Source organism: Paracoccaceae bacterium (assembly GCA_033344815.1).
GTDB lineage: Bacteria > Pseudomonadota > Alphaproteobacteria > Rhodobacterales > Rhodobacteraceae > Roseobacter.
In genome coordinates this window covers 2,925,774-2,945,870 of the sequence record JAWPMR010000001.1, presented here as the reverse complement: position 1 = coordinate 2,945,870, position 20,097 = coordinate 2,925,774, and the positions used below count along the sequence as shown (strand labels likewise).

Annotated in this window: 16 protein-coding genes and 1 pseudogene; 11 read left to right on the top strand and 6 right to left on the bottom strand. The window is 55.3% G+C overall.

The genetic code is table 11. The features are described 5' to 3' along the window. Positions 1–117 precede the first annotated feature (117 nt). Both R8G34_13685 and R8G34_13680 read right to left on the bottom strand, forming a co-directional pair. On the bottom strand, positions 118–1,227 hold the full coding sequence (locus tag R8G34_13685; GenBank protein MDW3223914.1) for a hypothetical protein: 1,110 nt from the start codon (positions 1,225–1,227) through the stop codon (positions 118–120). Positions 1,228–2,072: 845 nt separating this feature from the next. Next, positions 2,073–3,095, bottom strand: coding sequence for a LacI family DNA-binding transcriptional regulator (locus R8G34_13680; GenBank protein ID MDW3223913.1), 1,023 nt, complete (start codon positions 3,093–3,095; stop codon positions 2,073–2,075). A 90-nt stretch (positions 3,096–3,185) separates the two neighbouring features. On the opposite strand from R8G34_13680, the gene R8G34_13675 reads away from it, so the two are divergent. The 8 genes and pseudogenes from R8G34_13675 (at position 3,186) to R8G34_13640 (ending at position 8,561) form a co-directional block, all read left to right on the top strand. Beyond that, the gene (locus tag R8G34_13675) at positions 3,186–4,268 is read left to right on the top strand and encodes a sugar ABC transporter permease (protein MDW3223912.1); all 1,083 of its coding nucleotides are present in this window, start codon (positions 3,186–3,188) and stop codon (positions 4,266–4,268) included. Next, on the top strand, positions 4,268–5,101 hold the full coding sequence (locus tag R8G34_13670) for a carbohydrate ABC transporter permease (protein MDW3223911.1): 834 nt from the start codon (positions 4,268–4,270) through the stop codon (positions 5,099–5,101). The genes R8G34_13675 and R8G34_13670 overlap by 1 nt, the downstream gene beginning before the upstream one ends. Positions 5,102–5,122: 21 nt before the next feature. Next, positions 5,123–6,397, top strand: coding sequence for an extracellular solute-binding protein (locus R8G34_13665; protein MDW3223910.1), 1,275 nt, complete (start codon positions 5,123–5,125; stop codon positions 6,395–6,397). 61 nt (positions 6,398–6,458) lie between these two features. Next, a complete protein-coding gene (locus tag R8G34_13660; GenBank protein ID MDW3223909.1) occupies positions 6,459–7,562 on the top strand; it encodes a cellulase family glycosylhydrolase in 1,104 nt (367 codons plus the stop codon). A 193-nt stretch (positions 7,563–7,755) separates the two neighbouring features. Further along, positions 7,756–7,824, top strand: coding sequence for a transposase (locus R8G34_13655; protein MDW3223908.1), 69 nt, complete (start codon positions 7,756–7,758; stop codon positions 7,822–7,824). Between the two features lie 108 nt (positions 7,825–7,932). Further along, positions 7,933–8,073, top strand: coding sequence for a hypothetical protein (locus tag R8G34_13650; GenBank protein ID MDW3223907.1), 141 nt, complete (start codon positions 7,933–7,935; stop codon positions 8,071–8,073). 60 nt (positions 8,074–8,133) lie between these two features. After that, a pseudogene (locus tag R8G34_13645) lies at positions 8,134–8,367 on the top strand (transposase). 53 nt (positions 8,368–8,420) lie between these two features. Then, entirely contained in the window at positions 8,421–8,561 is a 141-nt protein-coding gene (locus R8G34_13640; protein MDW3223906.1) for a hypothetical protein, read from the top strand. Positions 8,562–8,733: 172 nt separating this feature from the next. Here the strand turns inward: R8G34_13640 and R8G34_13635 are convergent, their stop codons facing one another. Next, positions 8,734–9,219, bottom strand: coding sequence for a DUF6647 family protein (locus R8G34_13635; protein ID MDW3223905.1), 486 nt, complete (start codon positions 9,217–9,219; stop codon positions 8,734–8,736). A gap of 204 nt (positions 9,220–9,423) precedes the next feature. Between R8G34_13635 and R8G34_13630 the strand changes: the two genes are divergently transcribed. Next, entirely contained in the window at positions 9,424–10,068 is a 645-nt protein-coding gene (locus R8G34_13630) for a response regulator transcription factor (protein ID MDW3223904.1), read from the top strand. Here R8G34_13630 and R8G34_13625 read toward each other — a convergent pair. From R8G34_13625 to R8G34_13615, 3 genes are all read right to left on the bottom strand, one after another. Next, complete coding sequence (locus R8G34_13625; GenBank protein MDW3223903.1) at positions 10,065–12,017, bottom strand: hybrid sensor histidine kinase/response regulator; 1,953 nt, start codon at positions 12,015–12,017, stop codon at positions 10,065–10,067. The two genes, R8G34_13630 and R8G34_13625, sit on opposite strands and share 4 nt — an antisense overlap. Before the next feature lie 21 nt (positions 12,018–12,038). Then, positions 12,039–13,241: an extracellular solute-binding protein gene (locus R8G34_13620; GenBank protein ID MDW3223902.1), complete on the bottom strand. Its 1,203-nt coding sequence runs from the start codon at positions 13,239–13,241 to the stop codon at positions 12,039–12,041. 932 nt (positions 13,242–14,173) lie between these two features. After that, on the bottom strand, positions 14,174–15,886 hold the full coding sequence (locus R8G34_13615) for an HTTM domain-containing protein (GenBank protein MDW3223901.1): 1,713 nt from the start codon (positions 15,884–15,886) through the stop codon (positions 14,174–14,176). 400 nt (positions 15,887–16,286) lie between these two features. Here R8G34_13615 and R8G34_13610 point away from each other — a divergent pair, with 400 nt between their 5' ends. Together R8G34_13610 and R8G34_13605 are read left to right on the top strand one after the other, a co-directional pair. Beyond that, positions 16,287–17,264 (top strand): FecR domain-containing protein, encoded by a 978-nt coding sequence (locus R8G34_13610; protein ID MDW3223900.1) that lies wholly within the window; start codon positions 16,287–16,289, stop codon positions 17,262–17,264. Between the two features lie 26 nt (positions 17,265–17,290). Continuing rightward, the gene (locus tag R8G34_13605; GenBank protein MDW3223899.1) at positions 17,291–20,011 is read left to right on the top strand and encodes an EAL domain-containing protein; all 2,721 of its coding nucleotides are present in this window, start codon (positions 17,291–17,293) and stop codon (positions 20,009–20,011) included. The last annotated feature ends 86 nt before the right edge of the window (positions 20,012–20,097 follow it).

Genomic DNA, 20,097 nt, shown 5'->3' with positions numbered 1-20,097 from the left:
TTGGTCTGCATCGGTCAGTTTTGGCACGCCAGCAAGTGCATGACACGCGCGAGCGTGGGTTCGCTCAGGAAGAGAAGCAAAATACCGCAGACGAGGGGGCATCTGGTGCGCAGCCAATCATCCGCCGTTCGCTTGCGCGCTCGTGTTCACCGTCGCTGCGCGTGCGAGGTAAACTGCGACCACCGTCATGTCTTGGATCGTCGTCAACTTGCGGTCGCGCACCAGCGGTTGCAGTATTCCAACCTGGGACCAGTCCTCTCTGAGCGAGAATTGGCGCGCAACTACGGCACCGGCGGCGGGCCGCGACCGGACAAGGCGCGCGAGAACCATGTCGATTTCGTCTTTTACGCTCACATCAGCAAGTGCATGGTGTACTGACATGGCCATCACCACCTGTTCGATATCAGCCAATGACCGGTGTGGATCATCCAGAAACCTGTCAGCCAGTGTTGTGACACCAAGGGCCCCTTCCAGTTCTATGAACGCTGCCGCAAACGCCCCGAAATTGTCCGGCGAACCACTTTCCGTTGCACGCGAAACAACAGATGCAATGACGGTCCGGGCTTTGTCCGACTGGCCGATGCCCAGCAACAGCGCACGCGTGGCCTGGTAAGGGTAGCCACCGCGTGACCACAAGTCGGCCACCAATTCATCCACAGGCACGCGCAGATCAAAATCGCGTAGCTGCTCATAGGGTACCTTGTCTAGTTCACTGATAACGATGGCCTTGTGGCGCGGATTGGGGCTGTGTTGCAATGCGTCAACAAACTGCACACGGCTGGCTGGCATGCCAGTGCGCCAAGTGTCACGGTTTGATAAGGCAGTGCCAAGTATACTCCCGAAACTGTCATCGACATAGGCAACACGCCGCCATTGCCCGCCAGTCAGGCGCGCAAACAACACGGCGTCATCAGGATTTGCTGCCAGCCGTCGCCGCACGCCACTGTCAACAAGCTGTTGGATTTCAGGTGTGGTCTCAGGCCCAATCAAGATCTGAATTGGTGCGAATGCAAATGAGTTGCCGGGCATTGGACGGGCCAGCACCAAAGCATCGGCGTCAACGATCCAGTCGATGACAGTGCGTTCCGGTTTGAGCATGTCGAATGCACAGGCGTCAGCTTTGATTGCTGGTGACAGGACAAACATCGATGCGGCGAGCACAAAACGCATCGATCTGCGCGACAGATCTCTGTGCAGGTACCAGATCTTGGAGTAGTCGTGGATCACTTAGCCGTCCTTTCAACGCGCGCGCGGGGGCGCACTCCTGAATGCATTCCTTTCCCCTTTGAACCCTATCATCAATGCGGGCTTCCGGGTAGGCTTGGGATGACGGAAAATACCATAAGCACCAGCAGATCATGTTGTCGCCGGACCTGACGAGCCTGCTGCGCGTCTGGCACCGAAAAGCGCAGCCTAAAGGTGGGCTGTTCCCGGGCCGCACCCGGCGTGACCTGATCCCCACACGGCAGTTCAAACCCGCAGCCGAGGCTTGCGACTTGGCGCAGAGCAAAGAGGCAGTTTGGCGTCAACTTTTGCGGTACAGCTCTGTCACGCACCTAGCGCAGAGCGCGACTAAAACCCGCGTCATTTATGTCTCGACAGTCAATTCTACAGCAATCGATGACATGGCAAGTTTTTTAGGGCATTGCCAATCTGGAAAACGCAACGATTTACACGAAGGTTGCGACCCATTTCCTAAGCGGGTTTAGCGCAACAGTATCCCCAGAAGGGAAGCGATTCAAAACGTGACCAGTCCGCTTGATCTAATGGTGAGCTGGCAGACCGGTCCTGGTCAAATCGAACCTCGATGCTCCGCCCTAAGCTGGAGCTCGTGGATATCATACGCGCCGTCGGTGCTGCACAAATAAGCCAAACGCGTGCAAGCGCCCCACACCGGCCATTCATCAAGCTGACCGTCGCCATAGCGCAGCTTTGGTATTGCGGCCATTGTGTTGCGTGCTGCGTGCAGCATTTCCAAGTCGGGAATGACCAAGTCGGGGGAAATCCGAACTTTCGCTAGCCGCAGTTCAACGGCCGCTTTAAGGAAAACTGCAATGCTAGAAGCGCTTGTTTCAGCTGAGCAGATGGGATTGGCGCATTACGACTGGGCACTCCAACCTATCAATCGACACCGCCCCGCTCGTCTTGAGCAACTCTCTTACAGACCATTGCCCCATTTCGCGATGTGGAAGTAGAACTGTGCTGAGCCCCGGGGACAGGTGTTGCGCGATTTCCTGATCGTCATATCCTATGACCGCGATGGTTTCACCAATTGTCTCGCCCAACTCCTTAAGGGCTTCGTAGCAGCCAACTGCCATCAGGTCGTTGGCGCAGAAAATGGCATCGGGGCGGATTTTGCCCTTCATCAGTTGAAGCGTCGCCTCACGCCCGCCACTGGGTAAAAAATTCCCTTCTGCAATCAACGACGCTTCAACCGGAATACCTGCAGCCCGGATGGCGCGTTCATACCCCTCCATCCGCTGATCCGACGCCTCCATCCAGTTTTCACCTGTAATAAAAGCGATGCGGCGGTGGCCCGCTGCCAATAGCATCTGAGTGGCCATTTCGCCGCCGCGCCGCTCTGCCGGCACCACGGAAGAAAATTTTCCTTCCGCATCATAGCAATTGAGCATCACGGCACGATGCCGCGCCAATGCGGCTGGTGGCACGACTTCACGGGTCAGAATGGAACTGTAGATGACACCGACGACACCGTCATGCCCCCACTTTTTAAGAACTTCAGCCTCATATTGGGCATCACCTCCGGTCATGACGACTTCGACGATAATGTTGTTTTTCCACGCCTCTTCCTGAACGCCTTCGATCGAGATCGCAGCGAAGGGACTGGTGGCGATTTCATCAAGCATCAGGCCGATCACGCCAAGCCCTGTTGCCTTTGGAGGGCGACCGGCGCCGCGTGCACGGTAGCCCAAAGCCTCGACTGCCTCCTTTACGCGCTTCCGGGTTTCGCGGCTGATCCTCATGTCTTCCAATCCGTTCAGCACAAAGGACACCGTCGATTGAGAGACACCGGCGTGTAGTGCCACGTCCTTCATCGTGACGCGGGATACGCTATTTTCATTGGGGTTTTTCATCGGACTTTCAAAACGCTTGCTCCCAGCTAATAAATATTGCTAATAATATTAGCACAAGAAGAATCAGCGTGCTTTGGGAGGAGACGTCGCATGGCTTCGCGGTCCAAACTTTCGCAAACGCAGGCCGCGTGGCTTTTGCTGGTGCCCTTCCTGGCCACCTACACTTTGTTTCTTGTGTATCCATTTTTTCGGGGAGTTTGGATCAGCCTGCACGACTGGAATTTGCTGGCAGTCGCTTTTAACCCGGACGCCAAAGAATTCGTCGGCTTTCGCAACTACGAGCGTGTGATGTGGGGCAAGGGCATCACTTGGTCACTTTTCAATGCACCGGTCCTGCAAACCCTTGGACTGACAGGGCTGGTGCTTTCGGTTTTCCTTCGCCGGATGAACCGCTTGAGTCAATTTAACGCGATTGCCCTTGGCGTCCTGTCAGGGCTCTTGGTGCTCCTCCCCGGCTTTCATCCCGGCGAAGGAGGTCGTTGGTATGACCGACGGTTTTGGCCGACGGTTGGAAACACGCTGATCTTTGTCGGCTTTGCCGTCCCGGGGGTCACCATTTCCGCGCTTGTGCTTGCGGCTGCAATGAACCGCGAAACCCGGACGATGGGTATTCTGCGGACGCTGTTCTTTCTCAGCCAGGTGCTGTCCGTCACGGTAGTTACTTTGATTTGGCAAATCATGTTTTCACCGCGCCAAGGTCTGATTGCAAATATTACCGAAACCTTTGGAGGCACACCGATCAACTGGTTGACGGACCAACAGTTCGCCATGGCAGCTATCGTAATTGCGACCATCTGGTGGTCGCTCGGAATTGCAATGATCCTGTTTCTAGCCGGACTTCAGGATATTTCACAAGACATCTACGAAGCCGCTGCCCTCGACAATGCAAAAGGTGTAAAAGCGTTTTGGTTCATTACCTTGCCAAACCTGACCCGAACAATCTCAGTTGTTGTGATCCTGCAAATCATCCTGCACTTTCAGGTCTTTGGCCAGCCACATCTGATGACGCAAGGCGGCCCGAACGATTCAACACAAGTGCTGGTGCGATATATCTATCAGACCGGTTTCCGCGATAGCGAACTTGGCCGCGCCAGCGCTATGGCCGTTTTCCTGTTTCTCATCATGGGCTGCTTCTCGATCATCCAATTTGTTCTAGGGCGGGAGAAGGATTGATGAACCGCAGCTACCACTGGCTTGTCTTAGGCCTTTCGATACCGGCATTCATTTGGCTGGTGCCGACGCTGTGGATGGTGTCGCTGTCATTCCAACCCAATGAGGTTTTAGCCCGCACCACTTCCTCGACCTTTTTCGGGCTGATCCCGCGGCCCTTCACCTGGGACAATTACGCCGCGCTGTTTTCATTCGGCCAGACACCTTGGTGGTTTCTGAATTCCATCATCGTGGCTGTCAGCATGACGTTGGGCGTGCTGTTTGTCTCGACAACCGCGGGCTATGTGCTGGCCAGAATGGACTTTCCGTTCAAACGCACAATTATGGTGGTCTGTCTCATCGGGCTGATGGTACCCGAACAGGCCGTTTTCATTCCGCTGTACACGATGTTCGCTGATTTTGGCTGGCACAATAGTTATCACGCGTTGATCTTGCCGCGTATGGCCGTGCCCATTGGTGTATTCCTGATGATGCAATTCTTCAAGGCAATCCCCGATGACATCGAAGAGGCCGCACGTCTGGATGGCGTTACATGGCTCAGGATTTTCTGGTACGTTATGCTGCCACTAGCGCGCCCGGCGATGATGACACTCGCGATCCTCACGTTTCTTTATGCATGGAATGACTACCTCTGGCCGCTGGTCAGCGCGCAACAGCGGGAATACTTCACGATCACCTTGGGCCTTGCGTCCATCCAATCCAATTTCGCGCAATCAGAAGGGTTGGGCCGCGTCATGGCCTCGGGCGTCATAGCCTCGCTTCCGGTTGTCCTATTGTTCCTGATTTTCCAGCGTTACGTGGTGCAAGCCATGACGGTCGGCGGATCGAAGGGCTAAATCATTTCAAGGGAGGAAACTATGAAATACGTGCTTTTGACGGCCGCTATGGCCGCCGGGATCGCCACCACGGCACCCGCACAAGACATCACACTAGGCCGGTTCTTTGGGGCCTGTGAAGACGCGGGCACCGACACCACGACAAGTGCCGGTGAGGCATGCATCATCCAGTCTATCATCAATGCAGCGGACGCAGAGCTTGATGGGATCAGCATCAATACGCTGCCGACGGACTGGGGCAACTACTACGATCAGGTCAAGGCGGCCTATGCGGGTGGTACACCACCAGATGTACATGTGATGCACCGTCACCGAGTCCCTGAGTTCGCAGGCTTGGGCGCGCTGGCCGAGATATCAGGAGAGTTGGAAGCCGCAGGCATTGATGCCTCAGACTGGTCGTCCGCAGCACTTGACGCGGTCAGCTTCAACGGCGGCATCTACGGCGTGCCGATGGATTTTCACGCCAACCTTTGGCACGTGAACATGGACCTGATGGCTGCCGCCGGTCTGGTCGCGGATGGCAAACCCGTTCTGCCATCCTCCCCGCAAGAGCTGATGGCCCAGGCACAGCAGTTTAAGGATGCCACCGGGCAGGACTACCTTGCTGCCGACTTCGCGCAGTTCCCGATCGGCGTACGCGTCGTGCTGGCACTGATGTGGCAGCAGAATGCCAATATCTTCACCGATGACGGCAGCGCCACGATTAACACCGACGCAGGTCAGAACGCAGTCACCGCGATCACCCAGTTATTCGATGCCGAGCTGGCCAATCCGCAGCTCAACTACGCAGACAGCCAGCAGGCCTTTCTGAACGGTGAAGCTGGCATTCTGGTCAACGGCACATGGGTTGTTGATTTCTACACGGCCGAGGCCGCCAAGGAAGACGTCGGGCTGGACAACTACTATGTTGCCGATTTCCCAACGCTGTTCGACACCGGTGCAACTTGGGCCGACAGCCACATTTGGGCGATCCCTTCGTCGCTGGATGGTGACAAGCGTGCAGCAGCGCTGAAGGTGCTGGCCTTCATTAATGACCACAACATCGACTGGGCTCGTACAGGCCATATGTCCGTGCGCACATCTGTGGTCGAAAGCGAAGCGTACCAGTCGCTTCCACACCGTGATGAATACACAGGTACCGCTGCCATTGCGCGCGACACGCCGCCATCCGAACGGTATGGCGCGATCCAAGACGTGTTGAACCGTGAACTGCAAGCGATCTGGCTGACGGACAAGCCAGTGGGCGATGCGCTCGCCGACGCTGAAATCGAAGTTCAGGACTTACTGGACCATTAAGCGACCTGCCGTTCCGCCGCATGGCGACGGGACGGCAATCGACTGCAAGGTGGATGATCTGATGGACCGCTGGACCAACGAAAAGGCAAAGGACTGGTGGGCAGAGCGCCCTTGGGTGTGTGGCTGCAATTTTCTGCCATCTACGGCGGTTAACTTCATCGAGATGTGGCATCCCAATACCTTCGATACGCCTACCATCACGCGTGAGCTTGGCTGGGCTGCAGATATCGGTTTCAACGCCATTCGCATCAATCTGCCCTACCTCGGATGGGTCAACGATCCTGAAGGGACATTTGAGCGTCTCGATCAGGTGATGACCATTGCGCAAAATCTCGGGATCGACACGATCCCGTGTCTGTTCGATGACTGCGGATTTGGCGGAGAAGAGCCGGTCTGGGGGCCACAACCAGATCCTGTGCCCGGCATTCATAACAGCAGGGCGGTTGCCTCGCCGGGCCGCGCGATCGTTCTTGATCTCGCGGAGCGCCATAGGTTGGAAGACTATGTCCGGACAGTCGTGCATCACTTTCGCAACGACCCGCGGATCTTGTTCTGGGACCTCTACAATGAGCCTGGCAACCGAATGAATTTTGCTGACGGCGACTATGAACATTATGCGTCAGCGCTTGAGCAAAGCGCCCTGACGCTTATGGAAAGCTGCTTTGAATGGGCGCGCGCCGAAGTGCCGATACAACCTTTAACAGTTGCCGCCTGGACCACACCCCTGCCTGGAGATGACAGCCACCCCTATCAGACTGAGATCGACCGCAGTGCCCTGCTGCACTCGGACATCATCACATTTCACGCCTATTGGAACCGCGCCCGGGTGTCGGAGTTCATCGACTTCCTTTCCGTCCTGGACAGACCAATCCTGTGCACCGAGTGGATGGCGCGGGCGGTCGACAGTCAAATCAGCGACCAGCTGGAGCTATTTCACGATCGTCTTGTTGGGAGTTTTCAGTGGGGCCTCGTCAAGGGCCGCACCCAAACCCACCTGCCGTGGCCGGATGATCTGGTGCGTGCACATGGCGGCAACCCCGATAGCAGTCTTTGGTTTCACGACCTGCTTCACGAGGACGGGCAACCCTATGACAAGCGGGAAATCGAAACCATCCGCCGGCTCACTACCCGCGAAGTAAGAAGCAGTGAAAGGACGGCAAACTGATGTCAGGCGTCGCAATGACAAACGTGATCTAAAAGTAAAGCGACGTATAGGTCATCGCGTATCAGTTAAGTCGACGGTTTACGGGCTTTTGTTCGAAGCGTCAGCCCGAACGCTGCTGACCATCGGCGCCGCTCAAAAACAGCTTGGTGCAAGGATCGGCGTGACTTTTGTGCTGCACTTTTGGGTCTCGGCGATGACCTGTCACCCGCACCTGCATGTTTTTGTACCGGGTGGTGGATTGTCATCGGACGGGGCACCTTAGATCGTCTGCCGCTTGGGGTTTGTGCTACCAGCGAAGGTCTTGTCGCGGCTGTTTTGATGTCTGGTCCTCGAAGGGCTGAGCCGTTGGTACAAAGCAGGTAAGCTACGCTTGTTTGGGGATCTGGTGAGGCTGGCAGACGCCGATGCCTTCGCGATCCCTCTAGCGCTGCTGCGCAAAACCGATTGGGTCGTTTATGCCAAGACACCCTGTGGCGGACCCGGGGCGGGCTTGGCGTATCTGAGCCGATGAACTCATCGGGTCGCCCTCTCAAACCACCGCCTTGTCAGCGCGAATGCCGACAGTGTTGCGTTCCGTTGGAAGGGCTCTCGCATCAAACGCGGAGATCGGATGAAAACCATGCACCTGCCGATGGATGAGTTCATCCGCCAGTTCGTGATCCATGTTCTGCTCTCGGGCTCCCTCCGCATCCGCCACGCGGGCTTCCTCGCCAATGATATCCGCCGTGATAGGTCGCGAAAATCAGGCGCTTGCTGGATGCGGAGCCTAGAATTGGCGCAGATACCTGGTGAAGGAACCCATTGACGCCACCCGACGCCCCGCACAGGCAACAGTCTTGCCCCAAATGCAGCGACGCAATGGTCATCGTTGAGACCTTCCTGTGCGGCCAAATCACCAAAACCTTCACGGCAAAAGACCTGCGGCGGCAAGGTGCGAAATCAATTCGCCAGAGCCGGCAGGCAGAAGCGAAATACCTGCACTGCAAATCGTCACTTTGACGGTCATCCCACACAGGGATCAGCGCAGCCACAATCCCAATGGCTCCAAAAACAGCACGCGCTTTCCTCCTTGTCGGATTTGTCGCCGCTGCAACGCAGGCTGACAGCAGCCTTAAACCTTAGACAAAGCCGGGCTTTCGAAGTGTTCGCTGACGCAGCATTTCTTCGCAACTCAGGGCGGGCCATGCCAGCATCTGGTCAATAAGTGCAGCGTTATAGCGTCTAGTTCGAATTCGTCTTCCAATGTCGTGCCAACCAGTTCCAGCCATTGTGCTTGTGCTTCATAAGCAGGCCGTTCGCGACCTTCTTTGCATTCCTGCGGGATGTTTCCGACGTTTTGAAGATGATGCACCATTTCATGGACCACAACCGAAACATCCGCAGGCGAACTGGCTGACCAGTTGCGTGGCAGATAAATCGTGCGGCTCTGGTCGTCATAGAAGGCAACGATCCTGTGCCCCTGTTCGACAGTCTTGCGAAAATCCGTGGCGTCCTCTGCCTCTAGTCCAGACACTTGCATTTCGATCATTTCGTTGTGGGTGATCAACTTCACTTCCGGGTGCTCGTAAATGGCGGGCAGACCTAAGTTTATGGAAAGCCAGGTTACGACAACGGTTAAAAACGTATCCATCAGAACCTCATTGTGATGCGTGGTCATGCGTGACCGGTGCCATCAGCATTGTGGGTGTTCGGACTTCGCTCAATCAGCCAGTAGGCGCGCAACCAAAGTCACGCCTGAATGGAATAGCATTCGCAGTGACCTGATTTTGTGCGTTAAATTCTCAAATGACTTAGTGCCACTGCATGGTGCAAAGGTCCTGAGACTGACGTATGATCCAAGGATAAAGATGGAGAGACCCTTTTGCTGGCCCTGATTATCGACGACCACGTCCTGATCCGAGATGCATTGCGCGGCGTTCTTGACGCCATAGACGACGTAAGCGGCATCCTCGAGGCTGCGACGGCGGCTGAGGCGGAACATGCGTTGAACCAGACACCCGGTATTGAGTTGGTTTTGCTTGATCTCTGGTTGCCGGATCGAGACGGGTTGTCCTTGCTGAAATCGATCCGCAAAGCACACCCCGGAACGTCAGTTGTCATGCTGTCGGCAAGTGAAGACCGTGCTCAGATGAGTGCTGCCCTCGAAAGTGGCGCTGCCGGCTTCATTCCCAAATCGGCCACGCGAGAAGTGATGCAGGGCGCATTGAAACTGATCTTTTCCGGCGGGATATATGTGCCGCCTGAAATCCTTGCCCGACCTGTTACCAATCGCGTTGCACCGCATGCATTGCGCGCGGCTGCCAAGCTTGGCCTGACCGAGCGCCAGATCGACGTCTTGCAGTTGATGATGCAAGGGATGAGCAACAAGGCGATTTGCCGTGCGCTTGATATCGCTGAGCCAACCGTCAAGAACCACGTCACGGCCATTCTGCGCGCCCTTGGTGCGACGAACCGGACTGAGGCGGTTGTTGCGGCGTCTTCGCTTGGACTGTCGCCGAGGGATTAGGTATTTTTGAGAAGCTGCGACGACAATGCCCTTAACGCCATGGGCGTGACGGGTTTGTGCAAGATCGGATAGCCGCTTTCTGCCGCGGCCCGCAATCGCTCGGCCTCTGTTTCGGCGGTGACCAGAAAGGCAGGCACATGTCGACCAGCGATCCGGTGCACCTCGATGATGGCGTCTAACCCGGTTTGACCACCTTCCAGGCGATAGTCTGTGACGACAAGGTCGGGCACGCCTCTTCTTGTGATGACTTCAACGCAATCGCGCACACCCTCGGCCAAGGTCACATCGCAACCCCAGGACCGAAAGGTGCCCGCCATGCTTTCGCGCACGAGTACGTCGTTTTCAATAACGAGAACGCGCTGCCCTTCGAGAGGTTCGAAAGGTAAGGGCGGCGCGGGCCGGAAGTTTTCGGCATCAACGAGAGGCACGCTCACGGAAAACCGAGTTCCGCGGTCGGGGGTAGATGCAAGCTCAACTTTGTGGTCCAAAAGCTGCGCCAACCCGTCAACGATCGAAAGACCGAGGCCAAGGCTGTCCGAACTTTTTTGTTTTGATGGTGCCAACCTGACGAACTCTTTAAACATCACATGCTGCATCTGGGACGGGATACCGGGTCCGGTATCGCAGACATCGATCCGGGTGCTTTCACCGCGAAATCGGCAACCGACAACGACACCGCCGTCGCTGGTCGCGGTGATCGCGTTTGACACAAGGTTCAATAGTATGCGTTCCAACAAGATCGCGTCGCTTCGCACCCAACAATCAGAAGCAACGACGCGAAACCGAAGGCCCTTGTTGGCAGCCACTGTTGCAAAAGTAGCCTCAAGACGGTCCAGAACGGTCGCCACCGGGAAAGATGACACGTCTGCTTCAAGGACGCCGGCTTCCAGCTTTGACACGTCTAGCAGAGCATCGAATAATTCATTGGTCGAAGCGGCGGCCTCGGAGATTTTTTCTTCCAAGTGGCGACGTTCATCGACGGCGGGGTCGTCGCGCAACTGTCCGATGAAGAGGTTGAGCGCGTGAAGTGGCTGGCGAAGATCGTGGCTGGCTGTCGCAAGGAACCGGGTCTTGAACTGGTTCGCGGTTTCCAACTCAGCGGTGCGATCGGCGACTTCCTGTTCCAACCGCTCGGCGGCTTCGGCGCGTTCTTCAAGCAACCTGTTCCGTTCCTCGGCGGTGACACGAAACGTCTCAATGGTGCGGGTCATTTCATCTACTTCGTCGCCTCCCTTCGCGTCAGGCAAAACCGCGCGCAGATCACCGCTGGCGATTGACAGCATCGCCTTGCTGAGGTCCGTCAACCGCATGACGAAGTTACGGTCAACCACCAGCCAGGTGAAAATTAAAAGCATCAGGATGCTCAGACCACCAATGGCAATTCCGGCGATGACAGGTCGGTTATGGATTTCCCGCTCGCGGTCGACTGCAGCCTGCAGTTGCACTCGCAGGTCACGGGAAAGATCGGCAAGCGCCGAGGCGACATCTAGAAGAGACGTATCCAGAAAAATCGCGCGTTCAAGCAACGTGTCCATATCTACCGTATCGGCCAAAAAGACTGTTTCCGTCCGCGCCAGTTTTTCGGCCAAGCCGTCAAACGCCCGCTCAAGGGCCAACAGGTTTTGTCTCGCAGCGTCACGCGTGGCCGCTGAGATGATCGACTGGATACGCAACTCCAGATCGTTAAAAATGGTGCGAAAGGTCTCAAGCCCTTCGTCACCCGCAGCCCTGTCCGACACAAAACCCTGCGGCAATCGCTTTGCCTCAACCCGGAGTTCCGAGACCAGATCGCTCGCAGTGAACGCGTCTTCGATCGTTTCATGGGTCTCGGCGATGAACGTCACGGCCTCTTGCAGCTCACGGACAAAGTAGGTGACCAAAGCAATCTGCAGCACCAGCAACCCAACAGGTACCGTGATGGCCAGCAACAGCTTGTTTCGGATCTTCATGATACAGGTCCACAGGCTGGCTTAGATCTTGCCCGCATCGCGCCACTTCCGAAAAATCTGAAACACCTCGGTTTGGGCAAGTTCCATCGCTTCTTGTGGCGTTGCAGAACCGCTGGCCACCCGCGCGAACATAGCGGAAATGATACGCCGGTTCAGCACTTCTTCCGTGGCGGCATTCGAATGGCCTGGGTAGCCAAGGTTGGTCAGCCCATCGGCGAGTTTGAGTAAAACGTCATAGCGACCCTTCTTGTCCTTCGACGCCCCGATCAATCCGGCCAGATCGGGTACGGTTCCGGGGTAACTTGGCATGTTTTGAAATCCGCTATGGATCAGCCCCTCGCCAAATGCTGACAGGTAGTCCAGCAGGAACTTTTGCGCGCCTTGAATGTTCCGCGCAAACTTCCAGACGACATAAGTGTTGGTCGCGTACGCCGGACCACCGCCGCCAAAGGGGCCCTCGGGCAACGATGCGAGTGCCAGGTCGGCTTCGATGGGAAGCGCCTTGGCCTCTGCCGCCCGGATGATTGACATCGTGTCTATGGTCAGACTGATGTCGCCAGAAAGGATGGCCAGATTGTTGGACGAGGATGTCCAGTTCAAAACATTGGACGACATGGTCTCTTCAAACAGAGCCTTGCCAAATTTTAACGCCTCCAATGTGTTTGGCGATGCCAGAGACAAACGGCCGTCCACGGTCTGGACCGAAGCGCCGAATGTAGCCATCAACGCGCGCAGGCTGTGCTCGGCGTTGTGTTCCGGAGCAAAACTGATCCCGACCGGGGCGTTGTGGAGCAACTTTGCAGCACGCCCTGCTTTCCGGATGTCATCCCAAGTCGAGGGAGATGTGCCGACCGCGTCCCAAATGTCCTTGCGATAGGTCAGAAGTGTCGGCGCAAAGCTTTCAATAAAGCCGTGATGTACGCCACTGCGAGGATTGACGTTGCTTTGACCGACGAAGCCATGTGCCTTGCCAAAGCGTAACTCGCATTCTTCATGAATTTCGCGGTGATCGATCGCGTGATCTTCAAACGAAGGTTTGGGCGATAGGAACAGAACCATATCATGCCCCTTGCCAGCTGCTATTTCCGCCACTGCCCGTTGCCGGATTTCTCCCAAGCCAACATTTGTAACGATGACATCTGTGTCGTTTTCCTCACCCCAGTCTTTGACAAAGATGTCGTTAAACCAAATCTCATAGGCCGGTACGAAATTCTTCCATCGCATTATGCGAAGTGTCTTTGATCGTGTAGATTGGCCACGACCGATCGACGGAGCGAACACTTGCGAAGCACCAAAAGCTCCAGCTCCAGCAAGTAAATGTCGCCTTCCTATGGTGCTCGTGCCACCCAATGCTGCTCCTTTAAATATGGTCGTCATCACGGTCCCGCAATTCTGGCTTTTAAACCGACAGAGACGTGTTTAGCTTAAATCAAGGCTAGGCAAGCTGTCTACAATCTGCCCATTTCCTTCCAAACCCCCTTTTGGCGCGTCCAGTATGAGCGAAAAGCTACCAAGGGAACTGGTCGCAGCATCGGTCACAACGGACTCTCAGCGGCCTTCAGATCTGGCGCAGCATCCTTTCGGATCAATCCTGCATTTGGCCGATCTATCAAGAAACTGCGGCGCAACCCTTCAAAACTGCCTGTCGCCGCATGAGTGAAAAACGCGCGAGTAGCGAAATCAACTAATGCGGACACAAGCCACCTAGTTCGTTCACATGCGAATTGTTGGCTATAATCACAATCACCGCAAGAAAGTATCCGGCATTTCCCAGAACGGCCGCTTTGTCGCATCGCGCGATCGGGCTTTAGCAAGTGGTGAAAGATACTCAGACTAGGTCTGGCGTTTGATCACAAGGCTCACGCCCCCGCAGCTTGATAATAACACTGTTTGCACGCGTTTGCCCTGCGACGTAACCTCCGCTTGTATGGCGGTTTCGACATGTGCGTGCCCGAAATTGGCTATCGGATACCGAATTGAACCCTACGCCCCGGATCACGCCAGATTAACAGTCAGTGACACTCCGGTTCAGCTTTTGGATCGTCGCCGCAGGTGTTGCGCTACGGTCAAGCAATGTGGAAGCAGCTTTTGAAAGCATTTCCGAAGTGATCGCTGTGTCGTCTGGTATGTCGCAGTCAAAGTCATTTCAGTCATGATTATCCAAGGCAGTTGTGTGCCCAAACCATCCTTGTCGCAGTCTCTTTGGAAAGGCCGGGCGGACGGGACCAGTCGACGTTGAAGGTAACGACGAAAGTGGACAACGGTGCTGTCGATGGATGCTTAGCGGTCCATTTCCGGCATAGATAACGCGAATAATTCAGCGCCAGTCTCTGCGGTTCGTCATTGTAACTTTGGTCTTCCAGATTGGACAGGTACTTGCGCCATCTCGCGTTGACATAAACATCTGACACAACAGCCGGTCGGTTGGTATCAACTGGTTCGATGCGCATGTTGTAAACGTCAACAACCGCTCCATCGGTCAACTCTCCCTGAATAACAGGCCAAGGGCTGTTCATTTCCGGATATGGCGCGAACATAGTCCAGTGCTGATAGAGGCCGAAGAACTGTCGAATGGCTTGGAATTCCTCAGGCAAACGTATTCCTGCGGCGGGCAAGGTGGAAATATTCTGAATTGTCACAAATACTAGCGCCGTGGCGGCAATCAGGTTTGTGGTCCGACTTGCACTGTGCTTCACCAAACGCTGCCCTCTGACTCTTGGCGAGACCGTCGCAAGCCACCGTCGATTGCGCGCCACCCACCGGTATGCTCGATCCCCGACCCACACTGAAGGTTTGAAAGTCAGGAGCGGCACCGTAAACCAGAAGACAGGTGAGGCAGCGACAAGCCTGCACATGGCCCTCCACCTTAGATGGTGCGACTGACCATCCGTTATGACCCAGCTGTTCGCCTTTTCAAGAAGAGGACCGATTACTCTGTCATTTTGAGCTGGTTCAATCGAAACGTCCCGGAGGAACAAAAAGGTCGTGATCAAGTGGCAGATCCTGCGGCAAAACCCGCAATCACGATCATACCAGATCGTCAGGCGCGATTGATCTTTGTAATGCAACCTCTCCTCTATCGCGTCCCACATCCAAGCTGGCATGAAAGTCAGATTCATTATGATTGAGATCAACGGAAACAACCCAATTTCCAGACACATCCAAAAGCCGATATGCATGGTCATGAAACAAAGCATAAGTGCCGCGCGCAGTGGGCGGTTCAGGACCGGAGAGAAAATCAGGATCGGGCCAACAAGTTCCAGCATCCAGACATAGTACGTCAGTCCCTTCAGAACACCTTCGAATTGTCGGAACCAAATCGCAAACGGCGTAGCGAAGTAATCAAGGTGCAGAGCGTAGTAGACGGCTGTGCCATCCGGCATCCAGATATCATCGGTCTTCAGCAATGCACTGAAGAAATACATCGACATACCCTGTAAGAGGAGCGCGGCTGTTCCAATCGAGTAGTAATTGTAGTTCCTGTCTTGCCTGTTTTCGCTCAACGCCGCATCGACCGAATAGCGCGCGCCAGTCGGCAGAAACATCGCCCAGAACAGCAGTAACAGAGCCAGATTGTCTTCACCGGAGAGAATAAGCGTGTTTCGATTTTGAAGTGAAAGCAGAAGAAACCAGCACACCACAGTTGCGAGCTGAGTGCGCCATCCGAGGACCAGCATCAGCGCGAAAACAGCGGCGAGCAAAAAGAGGCAAGCCTGGAAAGCCGCACTGCCATTCATCAGATGCAGAGAGAACGATGACGGCGACAAATACGATATGGCAATGTCGCGTGGCAAGATACCAAAGTCGGTGTAATGCGCCGTGAGATCTCGGCTTCGCAAACAGAGATCGAGGAATAGGTAGGCCCCCATCAACACTCGGAAAAGCGCTAAAGTACGCAAATCAACACCAAACAGCTCTTGCCGCGATACGAGATGCCAAGAGTTCGCGTCGGTTTTTCCCGAAGGGCGATGTACTGCAGCTTGCGATCCGTCGGTGTCCAAACTGTGATCCTTTGCGGACGTAGATTCCTCCGTCTTAAGGCAACTTGGTGAACGGGCTGTTAAGCGGGGTCTTCACGGAGCTGAGACGAAATGGCGAGGGTGATCATCCTGGGTTGGCAGGATGGGTTTGCTTTGGAAAAGTGAGCTATGGGTACGATAGGTCGCCGCAAGATTGCGTTAACCAAAGCAGCTCGGTGGCGGCCCCGTTCCGGATTTCTTTACCATTTTGCAGCAGGCTAAGGACGCTTTTGAACAAGGATGAATCAAGATGTTCCGACTGTTATTCGCTGCTTTGGCCTTTGTTGTCTTTGGTTTCGCCGCCGCCGCGGAAGGTTGGGTGTTGCAAAGCACCAATGGCAATGTTCGCGTTTCGGTCGACGGAAAAACGTGGAACCGCGCAAAGGAGGGCTCCGACCTGGCAAGTGGTACCTGGATCAGGACGGGAGCGGGCAGTCGAGCAATACTAGGGCGAAATGAGGAACGGATCGTCTACCGGGCTAATACACTGGCGGCTGTGTCGGTTTCTCAGCCCACGGGTCAGACCACGCAGGTCACGCATCAAAGGGGGTCGGTTTTTCTATCCGTCACGACCGAGAGGCGGAAACGCACCAGTGTTGTGACACCTCACCTTGCGGCCGTGATCAAGGGGACTGTTCTGGAGGTGACCACCGACGAGGAGAGCGCTACGGTACGGGTGGACAAAGGTGTCGTCGAGGTGACCAGTGATGGACGCAGCGTTGACGTGACCGCCGGACGTGAGGCGACGTCCAATGGCCGGTCGCTGAGCGTGTCCACAGCTACGGTCACAAGTCGCGTTCCGGGCGCACCAAATACATTCACTCTCGATGTTAGTGGAGTCCCGGGGGCCAACGGGAATGGTAACAGGAACGGAAACGTGAGTGGCAACGGTAATGGTGACGGCAACGGGAACGGAAGCGGAAACGGAAGCCAAGACGGTAACGGAAGCGGCAACGGAAATGGAGGCGGAAACGGTAACGGAAACGGGAACGGAAACGGAAACGGGAACGGGAACGGGAACGGAAACGGAAACGGAAACGGCAACGGGAACGGAAACGGAAACGGCAACGGAAACGGCAACGGAAACGGAAACGGCAACGGAAACGGAAACGGAAACGGAAACGGAAACGGAAACGGCAACGGAAACGGAAACGGAAACGGAAACGGAAACGGAAACGGCAACGGAAACGGAAACGGCAACGGGAATGGGAATGGAGGCGGAAACTGACGTCTTCTTTTGTCGTCCTGCGCCATGTGCTCATCGCACATCTGATTGTCACCGCGGTCTTTTTCGCTGACCTCGGTGGCTTTCTTTCAGGTCTGAATGATCGTCTCGAAGATTTTCGCACCACACACGCTGAGCGCGCAACCTCTGGTAACTTCGTCTTTGTCGCCATTGATGCGACTTCCATCCAGTCTGTCGGAGCATGGCCTTGGTCACGTCAAGTGCATGCGGACATCCTCGACAATCTGACTGATGCCAATGCGCTTGACGTCTTCTTCGACATTGATTTTGCATTTTCATCTGATCCGACAGGTGACACGGCCTTCGCTAACGCCTTGGATCGATCCGGAAGTGCCTATTTGCCTGTGTTTCAACAAGCGGGACGAACTGGCAATGCCGAGCAAACAACAAACTGGCCACTGGCGTTTTTTGCCGAACGAAGTTGGCCTGCGCTGGTCAACGTATTCAGCGATAGACAAGGTGCGGTGCGTTTCTATCCTTTCGGTGAAACCATCGAGGGCATTTACATTCCCTCTGCCGCTGCGCTGCTTACTGGAACGTTCTCAGCGCGGTCAGGCAGCTTTCCCATCAATTTCTCTTTTCGCCCGAACAACGTACCAACCATTTCCGCCATTGATGTGGCGACTGGCCGGTTCGACCCAGATTTGATCGCGGGACGCTCGGTCATTGTGGGGGCTTCGGCGATCGAATTGGGTGATCTCTACGCCGTACCCATACACGGGATTATTCCGGGGCCGCTGGTTCACATCATGGCAGCGGAAACGTTAGCTGCCGATGTAGTACCGGCAACCCTGAACGTTGAGTGGGTCCTGGTGGCCCTCTTGGCGCTTTTACTGCTCCTGCAAACGCCCCTGTTTCGCAGACCTGTCGTCCTGATTTTAGCTGCGGGCTTTGCGATTGTTGCCAGCGAAGCTGCAGCGTTTGTAGTGTTTGCAAGCAATGCGGTTGTCGTCCCGACCGGACCCCTTTATCCAAGTTTGCTCGTCTTCTGCAGTTGGTCCCTGCTACGCAGACTGAAGCTGAGCGGTTGGATCATCAACCGCCAACGCCAAGAGGTTGCGAACACATCCGCGTTGCTTCGACAAGTGTTTGATGACAGTTTCGACGCCATTGCCATCGTGGATGAAACCGGTGCGGTTCCGATGCATAGCGACACGGCAGCCAATCTCTTTGGTGTGAATGAAAAAGATCAGCTCGCGTTGCCTGCCCGTCTGAAAGAAGAGGCGCTGGCAATGATGCGCAGCGGCGGGAACAGAGTTGTCCGCAAGTATGAGACTTTTGTCGGTGGCACCTCTTTACACCTGGAATACAGCGTTACACCGTCTGAGACGATCTCATTTGAAGGCACGAAAGAACGCATACTGAGGATCGCCACCCTGGCGATGCGCGATGTTACGAAACTCAAAGAACAGGAGCGCAAAATCGCTTATCTGTCCAGTTACGACGAGCTGACGGGCGCTTTGCGGCGTAGTGTGCTACTGGACTTCATGAGCCTGCGCGCTGAAGCGGGCGAGCCCTTCACAGTGTGCGTCTTCAACCTAAGCCGTTTCAAGACAATCAATGTGGTCCTGGGACGTGATGTCGGAGACGCTTTGCTTCAGCAAGTGGTGAAACGTTTGGAGCAGGCCGGACTGAACATCTCGGCCATAGCACGACTGGGCGGCGATACATTTGCATGCTTTACCGAATTTGCAACGAATGACAAAGACGCTGCAGCGTTGGCACGCTTTCTATGCGAGTGCATTTCGGAACCTTATACACTGGAAAACGCCAAGGCGCGTGTGGGGGTTAAGCTTGGTTACTTCACGATCTCTACTGATACTGAGTTTGATGCTGTGGGTGCGTTGTCCAATGCAGAAGAAGCTCTCGACGCAGCCCGGCTTGCGGGCGACGCAGAACCCCGCCCCCACAACCCGTTGCTGTCACGTACGCAGTTCCGTTCACGAGAGATCGAGCGTGCGATGGGCCAGGCGCTGGATCAGGAAGAGTTTGAGGTTTGGTATCAGCCGCAACACCGTCTCGACGATCTGAGACTGATCGGTTCAGAGGCACTTTTACGCTGGAAATCGGAAAATCTTGGCCAAGTATTTCCGGATGAATTCATCCAGATCGCGGAGTCGACTGGCTTCATCAACGAACTCGGGGGGTGGGTGTTGGAAAGGTCGATGCAAGACACCCTTAAGTTACCTGGTGACCTGAACGTCGCGGTTAATGTGTCTGGCCTTCAGATGACCAGTGAAACTATCGTCAGTGACGTCAACAAGGTTATTCGCGACACTGGTTTTCCTGCGTCACGTTTATGCCTGGAACTGACCGAAACCGTTTTGTTCGACGGGACAGACGACCTTGTAGAAAAGATGCGCGACATCCAGTTTCGCGGCGTGAACTGGGCCTTGGACGATTTTGGAACGGGCTACTCATCGATGGGGTATCTATCTAAACTGCCCATCGACAAACTGAAAGTGGACAAATCCTTTACGCTTTGCCTTGGCACTGACCCAACGGCCGCGCCCATTCTTGTAGCGATCAGCGATCTGGCTCGAGGCCTGGGGATGACGCTCTTGTGTGAGGGCGTCGAAACAGAAGACCATCTGACTTTTCTCAAAAAGCACCGTTGCGCTGAAGCCCAAGGTTACCTCTTCGGCAAGCCAATGCCGTTTTCTGAGTTCGCAAAATATGTGGGGCGAGAAGGATCCGGCGATGCAACCGGAGCAAGAACTGGGCCTTGAAGTCCAGACTGCGGCGCCCAGCGGGATACTTCGCGAGAGTAATTAGCCATGCGTCGCACGCGGAGTCTCGGAGTTTTGATAGATCT

Coding starts and splice junctions, on each gene's coding strand:
- R8G34_13680 (MDW3223913.1), bottom strand. CDS start 3,095: ATGAAAAACCCCAATGAAAATAGCGTATCCCGCGTCACGATGAAGGAC.
- R8G34_13675 (MDW3223912.1), top strand. CDS start 3,186: ATGGCTTCGCGGTCCAAACTTTCGCAAACGCAGGCCGCGTGGCTTTTG.
- R8G34_13670 (MDW3223911.1), top strand. CDS start 4,268: ATGAACCGCAGCTACCACTGGCTTGTCTTAGGCCTTTCGATACCGGCA.
- R8G34_13665 (MDW3223910.1), top strand. CDS start 5,123: ATGAAATACGTGCTTTTGACGGCCGCTATGGCCGCCGGGATCGCCACC.
- R8G34_13660 (MDW3223909.1), top strand. CDS start 6,459: ATGGACCGCTGGACCAACGAAAAGGCAAAGGACTGGTGGGCAGAGCGC.
- R8G34_13640 (MDW3223906.1), top strand. CDS start 8,421: ATGGTCATCGTTGAGACCTTCCTGTGCGGCCAAATCACCAAAACCTTC.
- R8G34_13635 (MDW3223905.1), bottom strand. CDS start 9,219: ATGACCACGCATCACAATGAGGTTCTGATGGATACGTTTTTAACCGTT.
- R8G34_13625 (MDW3223903.1), bottom strand. CDS start 12,017: ATGAAGATCCGAAACAAGCTGTTGCTGGCCATCACGGTACCTGTTGGG.
- R8G34_13620 (MDW3223902.1), bottom strand. CDS start 13,241: ATGCGATGGAAGAATTTCGTACCGGCCTATGAGATTTGGTTTAACGAC.
- R8G34_13615 (MDW3223901.1), bottom strand. CDS start 15,886: ATGGGGGCCTACCTATTCCTCGATCTCTGTTTGCGAAGCCGAGATCTC.
- R8G34_13610 (MDW3223900.1), top strand. CDS start 16,287: ATGTTCCGACTGTTATTCGCTGCTTTGGCCTTTGTTGTCTTTGGTTTC.